This window comes from Cyanobacteria bacterium FACHB-DQ100, assembly GCA_014695195.1.
In the GTDB taxonomy this organism is placed as follows: Bacteria; Cyanobacteriota; Cyanobacteriia; order Leptolyngbyales; family Leptolyngbyaceae; genus Leptolyngbya.
In genome coordinates this window covers 1-10,754 of the sequence record JACJNW010000036.1, presented here as the reverse complement: position 1 = coordinate 10,754, position 10,754 = coordinate 1, and the positions used below count along the sequence as shown (strand labels likewise).

Genomic DNA, 10,754 nt, shown 5'->3' with positions numbered 1-10,754 from the left:
CTCACGCGTTACTCACCCGTCCGCCACTAAAGACCGAAGTCTTTCGTTCGACTTGCATGTGTTAAGCATACCGCCAGCGTTCATCCTGAGCCAGGATCAAACTCTCCATGTTGGTGTTTGAATGGCTCCGAAACTTATTTCTGTTCCGGAAATTTCTCTTTCGCTTTAGCCTTGAAAATTCACTTCAAGACTTAAATATTAACGAGAGCTAATTGCTAATTCTGGCTTTCAAACTATGTGATTGTCTAGGTTCGTTGCATCAACTTTCGTTTTCTGACGCTTTCTCACTATAACACGAGGGCTAGAACTTTTGTCAAGAAAATCAAATCTCAGTTCGCAGACTTACAAGATGCTAGTTGTAGAATCTGACTTCCTGTTGAAGACCAAATGTGGCACCACTACATTTCTTCCAGTAGCACGGTGCTACGGTGAGATGGAGGGTTACTGTAACTTCTTCAGATACAATTCGACCCTAAACTCAATCCTAAACAGTTGGGAATGAATACGAAATCACAACGCTAGCTTCGGACAGCATTTGTTGCAATGAGCGATGAGACTGCTTTTACCAATTCCTCCGGTTCAACCGGCTTCGAGAGGTGCATTTGAAATCCTGCGGCTAAGGCTTGCTGCTGATTGACCTCTCCAGCATAAGCAGTTAGGGCGATCGCTTTGAGGGTACCTCCTTGGTCCGGTGACCATTTTCTAATTTGCTGAATTAGAGAGTAACCGTTCATTTCTGGCATGCCAATATCGCATAACAGGAGGTCGGGAACTGACTGATTCAGGAGAAACAGTGTCTCTGCCGCCGAACTTGCTGTTGTCACTTGTGCACCTGCTTGGGTCAGGATGAATGATGCCAACTCGCGCATGTCCGCTTCATCATCCACCACCAAGACGCGAATTCCGGTCAAATCTACCACAGCTTCTGCATTCTCAGTCTCTGAAGCGGGTGCCTGCTCCATCTGATTCAACGGCAGCCGAACGACAAAGGTTGCGCCTAGATCAGGTCCCAGGCTCTCTGCCCAAACGCTGCCTCCATGCAGTTCCACCAATTGACGCACGATCGCCAGCCCCAATCCCAACCCCCCGAAGTGTCGGGTAGTGCCACTGTCTTCCTGGCGGAAGTAATCAAATACGTGAGGGAGAAACTCTGGATGAATACCCTTTCCTGTATCTTTCACTTGAATTTGAGCATGAGTGCCAACTTGCTCTAAGCACACCTCGACTCGCCCACTGGACGGCGTGAACTTCACGGCATTCGACAGGAGATTCCAAACGACCTGTTGGAGACGGTTTGTGTCACCCAAGACGCTTCCTGAGAAGGAATTCAGGGTGGTTTGAATTTGAAGCTGTTTCGCTTCAGCCGCTAGGCGGACGGTTTCTAGAGCCGCTTCAATAGTGATGGTTAGATTCACGGGCGCAATGTTTAGGGACATTTTTCCTTGAAGGATGCGGGAAACATCGAGCAAGTCTTCGATTAATTGCGCTTGCAGTTTCGCATTGCGTTCGATCGTGTCTAACGCTTGGTCAGTTTTGGTCGCGTTCAGGGGCTTCGTGCGTAACATCCTTGTCCAACCAAGAATGGGATTGAGCGGTGTTCGCAATTCGTGGGACAGGACTGCCAGAAACTCGTCTTTGATCCGGTTAGCGGCTTCGGCTTTGGCACGATCTCGTTGAGCGATTTCATAAAGCTGGGCATTGTCGATCGCTAGCGAGGCACGATGCGCCAATTCCTCAGCTAATTGCAGATCTACTGCGGTGTAGCGTCGTCCAGATTCAGCCGAAATAAAGGAAATGACTCCAATAATTCGTGCTTGAGTTCGCAATGGTACAGTCATGACGGAACTGAAACCGACTTGCCGTAGGATCTCTAAATGCTCGGAATCGCGGGCAGCTTGAACGAGCAATTCATCAGGGATCTCCGGCACAAAATCAGGTAGTCCTGTTCGCAGGGTTAAAGCTGCACCGCGAGCCGCGTTCGGGTCTAGTGGATACTTCTCTTGCAACTGATGCGCCCATTCCAGTTTGGTAGGGTCGATGTGGGCAATGGCGATCTGGTCAATAGTGTTATCCTCCTCAACGATGTGAACGGTACACCAATCGGCAAGTTCCGGGACAATCAACTGAGCAACGCGCTCTAGGGTTGTTTGATAGTCGAGAGAAGAGGCGAGTACTGCGCTGGCTTTGGAAAGAAATTGTTGGGCACGCTCTAATTTGACCCGTTCTGTGACATCGACTACATAAGCTAAAACGCTTTCTACCTGGTGATTCGAGTTAACCGTGGGGAGATAGTAAACGTTGTAGTAACCAGGACGACGATCGTCATGACCAGGAGCATTAACAGCGAAGCTCGGCGAAATAAAAGGTTCACCGGTGGTGTAAAGCTGATGAAAGACCTCGACAATTTCAGAATCAAATTGACCAAACAACTCGGCGACTGACTGCCCCAGGTGTTGTTCATAGGGTAACCCGTTAATTTCCGCTAATGCTTCATTGATCGCGACGAAGCGCTGTTCGGCATCTAATAGGGCTAGCCCGATCGGAGAGGTATTGAAGATGGCGGCAAGCTGGCGTTGAGCAGCTTCTGCTTCAGAGCGGGCAAGGCGTTCTCGTTCTAGCAGGTGTTCCCGCTCTTGCTCCGCTTGCTTGCGTTCTGTGACATCTAACACCAGTGATAATACCGAAGTCATTCGCCCCGATTTATCTCTGAGACTGGAGTTATACCATTCGCAATGCACAACATTGCGATCTTTCGTGTAATTGCGGTTAGATGAAAAAATGTGCGGTTCCTCACCATAAATCAACCGCTGACAGACATCGGCAACCGCCTCTAAGTCTTCTTCAAAAACAAACGGGATCTCAGTCAAAGATCTGCCCAGAATTTCTTCAGCCCTCCAACCCAAAATGCGCTCCGCACCAGCAGACCATCGAATGACTCGAAAGTTATGATCCCATTCCACGACTGCCATCGGTGTGTTTTCAACATGGAAATTGAGCTTTTGTAGAGTTTGATGCAATGTTTCTTCTGCTTGCTTGCGCTCTGTAATGTCAATCACAACACCAATAGAGTGCTTCGGCTGCCCTTGAGCATCATAGGAAAACTGCCCTCTAGCTTCGACCCAGTGAACCGAGCCATCCGCCCAACGCAGGCGATATTCGTGATGGTACTCGGTTCGCTCCTGAGTTGCTTGTTGCAGCTTTGTCTCCGTTTCTGCTAAGTCATCGGGATGAACCCGACTTCTCCAAAGTTCGTAGCTCGGCTCATCTTCGTCCGGCTGTAGATCCAGGATGGTGAAATACCCGGCTGACCAGAGGAGCGTTCCTGTTTGCAGATCCCAGTCCCAGGTGCCCATCCGTCCCACTTTAAGCGCAAGTTGCAGGTGGGCTTCCCTTTCTCGCAATTCCGCTTCTGCTCGCGATCGCTCCACCGCCAGCCAAGTTTTTTCAGCAATGCGCTCCAGCAATGCCACCTCTTCTGCTGTCCACTGACGAGGAGCAACATGGTGCAAGACTAACAGTGCCTCAAATCGTCCTGCTTTGACAAGGGGAACACACAGCAGCGATTTGGTCTGAATTGCATCAAAAGCTGCTACCCCTGATCCAGCCGTGCGAGGATCGAGATCGACATCCTCAACCACAACAGTTTTGCCCTGCTTCAGTTCTGTAATGATGTCTGAACCGAAGGAATTCATGTGGTGGCTACCCACAACGCTGATGACACCGTTGCAGTAGTCGCGATCAACGATGACGTATTCCTGGGTTGAATCAATTTCACCGTAGGTACAGCGCGTGACATTGAAATGTTGCCCAGTGGAACTTACCACTCGCCACATAATTTCGTCGGAGTCTTGAAGGGCACGAATGGCATCATTCAATTCGATCAAGAACTGTTGCTGTCTCTCTTTGTGTTGAAGTTCTTGGAGTAAGACTTCCCCTTGCTGACGAGCTTGGACTTGGGCAGTGACCTCAATACCATGAATCAAGACGCTGTCGATGCAACCGTCAATGTCTCTGAGTGGTAGAAACACAAGATTGAAAAAGCCTTCAACGAGATTGCCATTCCTATTTGAGTCCCAACGAGAGAAGCATTCCTCTTCTCGAATAATCTCCCCAGTCTGATAGACCCGATCGTAAATCTCAGAATATCCCTGACCTGCTATTTCGGGAAATACTTCGCGTGCCGTCTTACCAAGAATGTCTTCAGAGCGTCCGGATACGGTGAGAAACTTGGAGTTTGCAAGTTCAAAGACATGATCAGAACCCGACAGTACGGCAAACATAGCAGGCACTTGCATCAGAATGTCTCGCAGCCGCTGACGTTCTTTTTCAGCTAATCGACGGCTCACCTGTTCCCGCTCTAACAGGCGATCGCGTTCAGCTTCGATTTGCTTGCGTTCTGTAATATTGACCGAAACGCCCAGCATTCGCGTGGCCTGTCCAGCCTCATCGAGATAGACGCGTCCCTGACTTTTCAGCCACAGTATCGTGTCGTCAGGGCTGATCACTCGGTATTCCTCAGAAAAGGAGTGATCCCCCGCAATCGCTCGTTCCAGCGCTTGCCAGACGAGGGGTCGATCATCGGGATGAATCACCGCACGAAACGCTTCTGCGGTACCTACGTGCATACCGAAAATCTCCAGCGCGTTTGGAGAACAGACCACTTGATTGGTTGTGAAATCGGTGTCCCAAGCAATCATTTCAGCAGATGCAAGCGCAAGCTGTAAGCGTTCTTCGGTCTGCCGCAGGTTTTCTTCAATCTGTTTGAGGCGAGTCACATCCTGAAACATCCCAATGCCGATGGCGGGATGTCCATGCATGGCTGGCAGGGTTTCTCCCCAGCATAGGGTGGAGCGAATGCCGCCAGGCGTATACCAGTTCATCTCATAGTTTTCTAGCCGTTCTCCCTGAGCAATTAGAACGGCGGGCATTCTTTCGGTTGGGATGCGATCGCCATTCGCGTCGGTGCAGTAATAAGCGTCGGTATATTCATCCAGGGATTTGTCTTTCGGTAAGTCACCCCCTGCCAATTCATTTGCAATCCGATTGGAAAAAGTAACTCGTGCGGTTTCGGGTTCGATAAATACGGTTGGCGTTGGCATTAAATCCAGCACTGCTTCCAACCATTTCTGCTGATTTTCCAGGGCTTCCGTTTGCTGTCTCAGTAGCGTTTCAGTCTGCTTGCGCTCCGTAATATCTTGAAACACCGCGACCGTTGCCAGAATTCGCTCCTGCTTATCTAAGATTGGGCTTGAGTTGACCGAAATAACGGTATAACTGCCATCTTCCTGGCGTAGCTCCATTTCCTCTCGGATAATCACTTCACCCGTTCTGAGCGATCGCATCAAGGGATACTCATCCGGTGCATAAATCTGCCCATTTGAGCGAAATGCTTCAAACGGGATAACGCGTACATAGTCCTCTAGCTCGCGAGTCTCTTCAAAGTCATATTTGACAATTTGTTTGGCTTGTTCGTTTGCAAGCACCAACTTGCCAGAAATGGCATCCGCGATGAAAACTCCTGCGGGCATCTGGTGCAGAACTGCCTCAAATTTTGCCCTTTCCGTTTCCAACGCTTGAAGTAATTGTTCTCGTTCCGCCTCTGCTTGCTTGCGTTCTGTCACATTGCGAAAATAAACGGCAATCCCTTCGGCAGAAGGATAAGCATTGGCTTCCAGCCAACACTGAACGGATTTTCCAAATTCTTCCCATGTCACCGGAACTTGTTCTGCCACGGCTTGATGCATCGCTTGATAAGCGACCCCACCTACCAGTTCAGGAAAAACGTCGTTCCAAACGTGTTTACCCAGCAATTCTTCGGGAGTTTTGTGCAAGATTTGAGCGGCTGCCTGATTGACATAGGTGTAGTGCCAGTCCCGATCGAAAGCAACAAAAGCATCGGTGATACTTTCTAGAATGGTTGCTACTTTGCGCTCAGTCGTTTGGGCACTCGTATTTAGCGCTTGTTCTAACCGTGCCTCTAACTCTTGCTTTTGACGCTGTAGGGCTGCATTTTCCTGCTGTTGCTCAAGAAGTTGGTTTTGAATCAACGCCACCGGAGCATCTGGTGCTGTGGATTCGTTAGAAGGCTCCGTTTCAAGAGTGCGCGCAAAGTGTTCAACTACCTCAGAGCGAGAAATTCCTCGTTTTTGTGCTTCCTTGTCGAGCGATCGCCAGGCGGTACAGGTAAGCGAGATGCTAATACGTTGTTTGGTTTCTGAATCCCAATTTTGAACAAACTTACCTGTGGCATCGCGCTTCATAAAAGAGTTAACCGTATGCGTAAACGGAACACTCTATTAAATCTGACTTGCGCTCTCCTATATATCTTCCTTAAGGGCGAGGATCTCCACCTCGTCTAAACTCACTTAGAAATAAGAAAGAGTTGTGTTGCAAAATATAGAGTCAGCATTCCTGCTAAAAATCGACTTGCTGAGTCAGAGATTTTTAAAACATATTCAAGTTTGGAAGCGAATCAAATATACTCACTACAGTCCAATTATTGAAACGAGAAAAACAAAGGATGAACGACCCAGTTTCCAATCTTGACGCGCAAGAGATCAACATCATGGTTCAGGAGTCCTAAAAGCCAAAAACCCCACCGCGCAAACAGAAGGGGTCAATGGTTTTTATTCAGTCCGAGGATAGGGCGGCAACGCTAACTAATGCTTTGGACGAGCTGACGTTAGGTTACCCAGATTTGCCTGCTTCTCAGCCTTGCTATGACCTAGCTATGACTAGCTGTGACAAGCGATGGCAAAGATGCGATTTTAGCTATGCCAGTTTTAGAGGCAATTTTAGATAGCTACACCAATTGAATAAGCCAATTTCAGCCGCCAATTAGTAGGTAGCATAGGTAGCTATGCCAATTTTAGAGGCAATTTGCCAAAAGATGCAAGATTTTTAGCAAGTTATCTAAAGCTGCATAGCTTCCTATCCCGGTAATACAGGCGTAGGAAGTTGATTATGAATTTGAGCATTAATGGAATCCGGGGGCAGCTACCATGAAAACAGCTCCCTCTCGACAATTTGAATCGATTCAGGACTGGCAGGATTCCTTCCTTGCCCTCTGGACTCATCGGTACGATTACCTCTGGGCAGAGCATCCTTATCCAACAGCGTCACCGAGCTGGCAAACCGAAAGCCGCTACCCCCTTTCGGATCGTCTAATCCAGCAAGGCAGCTATCTTTACGGTGTCCGTTTTGGGCAACAGACCGACTATTTTCTGTTGGACATTGACCGAGGCAGCGTGTATCATCCCAGCCGAGATCCCCTGGCTTGGCATCGTATCTGCGAGTGCCTGGAGCGATATGGCTGGGTAAGCGCGATCGCCCTCACCTCTAGCTACAGCGGTGGACTGCATCTGTATTTCCCCTTCGAGCATCCCCAGAAAACCTGGGAGATCGCGTTGGCAGTGTCAACGGTGTTAGAAAATGCAGGCTTCAAATTGGCACCTGGGCAACTCGAAGTCTTTCCCAACTGCAAGCCTTACGCTGCCAACGGCGAACACAGCCTCTACAACGGGCACCGCCTCCCCCTGCAAGCCGGGTCTTACCTGCTCAACAATGACCTCCAACCCATGTGGGGCGACCAGCAAACCTTCGTCCAGCACTGGCGATTCGCTCAAGCCCAAAACTGGGTCGATAAAAAGGCGATCGATCGCCTGATAAAAGTTGCCCGTCGCCAACAGTTTCGAGTTACCGGCAAAGCCAACCAGTTTCTCAATGATCTAAATGCTGAAATTGAACAAGGCTGGACTGGACACGGGCAGACGAATCGCTTGCTCGGACGCATCGCGATGCGCTCCTACATCTTTGGTCATGTCCTGTATGCCGCTGCACCGCTTGAAGGAGATGCCCTAGTTCAAGACATCGTTGCGATCGCGCGATCGCTTCCAGGCTACGAGGACTGGTGCCGCCATCAGCATGAGATTGAAGCAAGAGCGAAAGAGTGGGTGCGATCGGTTGAGCAGAGCCGCTACTTTCATTACGGTAAGAGCAAAATTCCCAAAGATCCCGATCCGGACATCCCCAATGACTCAGAGCCGAGTTGGAACCACCACCAACAGATGAGTGCAAGAGAACGAATCGAACAAGCCATGAGCGACTTACGGAAAAAAACAACGTTACCGAAGGGCATCACAGAACGATTTGATGCCCTCGTAGCTTATGGGATCAGCGGTGCTACTCTGTATCGTCACCGGGACTTATGGCATCCCCGTTACTTAGAGAATAATCAAAGCGACGATCGTCAAAGTGGTGTTGAGCAGGATTGCTTATGGGGAGCACCCTGCTCAACCAACCCCACAAGCTTATTGGAGGAAAATGGGTGTAATACCCTGACTGGAGAGGACTCTAGCTCCTTGCAAGAGCAGGAAGAAGCTGGGTCAGGGTGTAATGCTGGGAATACGGCAGCAAGTCCTGCTCAACACCGGGAGAAGAGCCCAAAAGAGTGGATTGCTCTCATTAAGCGCAAGTTGTCTCAAGTTCAAGAGCAACGCCGTCAAGAGGAGGCACAGCGAAAAAACCGATTTTGGCAGGATGACCCAGATTAAGAGCGTGCTACAAAATTAGGTGTTTATCTTCAAAGTCAGAAGCAGCTACTGAACCCCTAGCAGGATTATCCATTTTCGGGTTTAGTCAGCGATTGCTATGGGAATTAATCCTTCCATCCGCTTGATCTGGTCGAGGGCTTCAAGCCGGACTTGCTGACTCGATGCACCTCAATTTGGGCGATTACGGGGGATCACCTGCCGAGCCAGTGCCTCCAGTGCTATCTTCTGGAACGCGGATAACACTCGGGATTGTCGATCGATGATACAAAGCGAACCAAGGACATATCCTTTTTTTGTCCTTTAGCGCAGCGATTACAGTTTGAATTTTAGAATTTTCGCCTTGGCGTAATTCCAGAAATATGAATTTCCATATTTTCACCTTGTCGCCATTTCACCCAGGCAGAAAGCAGCAAATCTACCAATTCTGATTTATCTACTTCAATTCCTTGCCGCTTCAGCTTTAGCAATTCGTCTTCGACATCCAAATCAGTATCGCGCTGAATGTAATAAGTTCTTCCAATCCAGTCATTATTCGACCGTTTCCCAGTTGCAGGTCTTCCTCTACCTCTTTTCTGAGAAGACGGCTCTATCGGTACGGACGGTTGAGATGAATGAGATGAAATCCGCTCAGTTGGTACATCAGTCCGATCTGCTATTGGCAACGATTCTGTGATTTCAATAGGGTCAGATGGCTCTATGGTCTCTGTTTTTTTACGATTAGCGATCGCTTTAGCAAATAAGTTCTCTTTGCTCATCCCAAAATCTCCTTTCCGATAGCGCTATAGTCACTCCATGCAATTCTTGCTTTTGGATCGCGGCTTTCATACACGGGAACACCTGCTAAGGCTGCTTTCTCATAAGCAGCATACTCGCGGATTGATTTGCGAAAGATTGGGTATTCAGACAGTGCTTCTCGTGATTGTTCACCCGTTTTGCGCGTTGGGGGCACGATCGTCAATAAAATTCGATAACGATTACGATCGCAATCCAAAGATTCGAGCAAATCTACTGTCTCCAACGTTGCCTCAATTGCAAGAATGTCAGGACTGCACGGAATGATGAGCAAGTCACAACCTTCAACGAGAGCTTCTAAATCCTCTTTCCCTGGTCGTGCTGCAGTGTCAAAGACAACATGCTCGTAGTTCTTGGTATGGCGTGGGGATTGCATTAAATCAACGACTTTGAAGGGTAGCGATCCTCGACTTGCCCACTTCAGTGATGACTTGTTTGGATCACCGTCGATTAACAGTGTGCTGTTATCTTGCGATAAGCAGCAGGCGATATGAATTGCGCTAGTTGTCTTTCCCACGCCACCCTTAGTAGAGGCAACGGTTATCAGCAAGATTAGTTCCTCACAATTGATAGATAGCACACAAGTAACATTTCTTCAGATTTCCGTCAATCTGCATTTTTATATTTATGAATTTGTATATTTTCGCCAATTCAAAACTTTAAAACTGCGAATCTGAGTAATCCAAACAAAGCTTTGTTACCGCACTGTAATACAGTCTTGTTACAACTTTGGACTGTTTTTGGACTGACAAGCATACTACAACGACATTCAAACCCGCATTCTCTCGTTCATCCCAATGCCGTAATTCAACCGAACTTATAATGGCTCAATCCCTTTTATAGCTTGGAATTGAGCCATTTTCGTAGTGCTTGAACTTCTGCGGAGTGAGCAGGAAACTGCACAAAAACTACTTCAATAACTCAACCACTCTGAGTTATTGAAGAACTGAAAGTTCAAGTTAAATCGGGAGTGACAAACTGGATTGCTCCTCTCTTCTTTCCAACTTCGCTGGCTGAGGATTCACTTTTCTCATCCAGAACCAGATTCACGGTAAGCGAAGTTGCACCCGTACTCTAACAATTTTGGCTGTCAAGCGATCGCCTGACTACTTAGACTACTTCAATTCTTGCGCTTTCACCTTTCCCACTGCTGCGCCTTCGTTGGAGACTCATGTTTATTGTTTAATGCGTTGGAGAATCACGATAAGCACTTCAAGACCTAAACTTTCTGCTGCAAGCCTCATGCAGTGAAGAAAGTGAAAAGCCGAACACACTCACTTCTGTAAATGCATTCGGCTCTTCTAATTAATACCCTGGCAGCTAGCTATTTTGACAAGAGGCTACCCTCTCACTATCGTCGCCGCAAATGCGTTTCACCACTCAGTTCGGGATGGATGAGCGTGGGGCCAC

4 protein-coding genes and 1 rRNA gene are annotated in these 10,754 nt (G+C 48.4%); 1 reads left to right on the top strand and 4 read right to left on the bottom strand.

What is annotated here, in order from left to right; translation table 11 throughout:
- Together H6F51_20975 and H6F51_20970 are read right to left on the bottom strand one after the other, a co-directional pair.
- Positions 1-112 (bottom strand): 16S ribosomal RNA (locus H6F51_20975); the annotation flags it as partial.
- Positions 113-518: 406 nt separating this feature from the next.
- Positions 519-6,260 carry a PAS domain S-box protein gene (locus tag H6F51_20970; protein ID MBD1824945.1) on the bottom strand — a complete coding sequence of 1,914 codons (5,742 nt, stop codon included), beginning with the start codon at positions 6,258-6,260 and terminating at the stop codon, positions 519-521.
- A gap of 741 nt (positions 6,261-7,001) precedes the next feature.
- On the opposite strand from H6F51_20970, the gene H6F51_20965 reads away from it, so the two are divergent.
- Entirely contained in the window at positions 7,002-8,552 is a 1,551-nt protein-coding gene (locus tag H6F51_20965) for a hypothetical protein (GenBank protein ID MBD1824944.1), read from the top strand.
- 326 nt (positions 8,553-8,878) lie between these two features.
- On the opposite strand, the gene H6F51_20960 is transcribed toward H6F51_20965, so the two are convergent.
- Together H6F51_20960 and H6F51_20955 are read right to left on the bottom strand one after the other, a co-directional pair.
- Positions 8,879-9,307, bottom strand: a complete 429-nt coding sequence (locus tag H6F51_20960; GenBank protein MBD1824943.1) for a hypothetical protein — start codon at positions 9,305-9,307, stop codon at positions 8,879-8,881.
- Positions 9,304-9,894 carry a ParA family protein gene (locus H6F51_20955; protein MBD1824942.1) on the bottom strand — a complete coding sequence of 197 codons (591 nt, stop codon included), beginning with the start codon at positions 9,892-9,894 and terminating at the stop codon, positions 9,304-9,306. The genes H6F51_20960 and H6F51_20955 overlap by 4 nt, the downstream gene beginning before the upstream one ends.
- Positions 9,895-10,754: the final 860 nt, after the last annotated feature.

Bases quoted from the DNA above. Each gene is read 5' to 3' on its own strand.
- H6F51_20970 (MBD1824945.1), bottom strand. From the start codon at position 6,260: ATGAAGCGCGATGCCACAGGTAAGTTTGTTCAAAATTGGGATTCAGAA.
- H6F51_20965 (MBD1824944.1), top strand. From the start codon at position 7,002: ATGAAAACAGCTCCCTCTCGACAATTTGAATCGATTCAGGACTGGCAG.
- H6F51_20960 (MBD1824943.1), bottom strand. From the start codon at position 9,307: ATGAGCAAAGAGAACTTATTTGCTAAAGCGATCGCTAATCGTAAAAAA.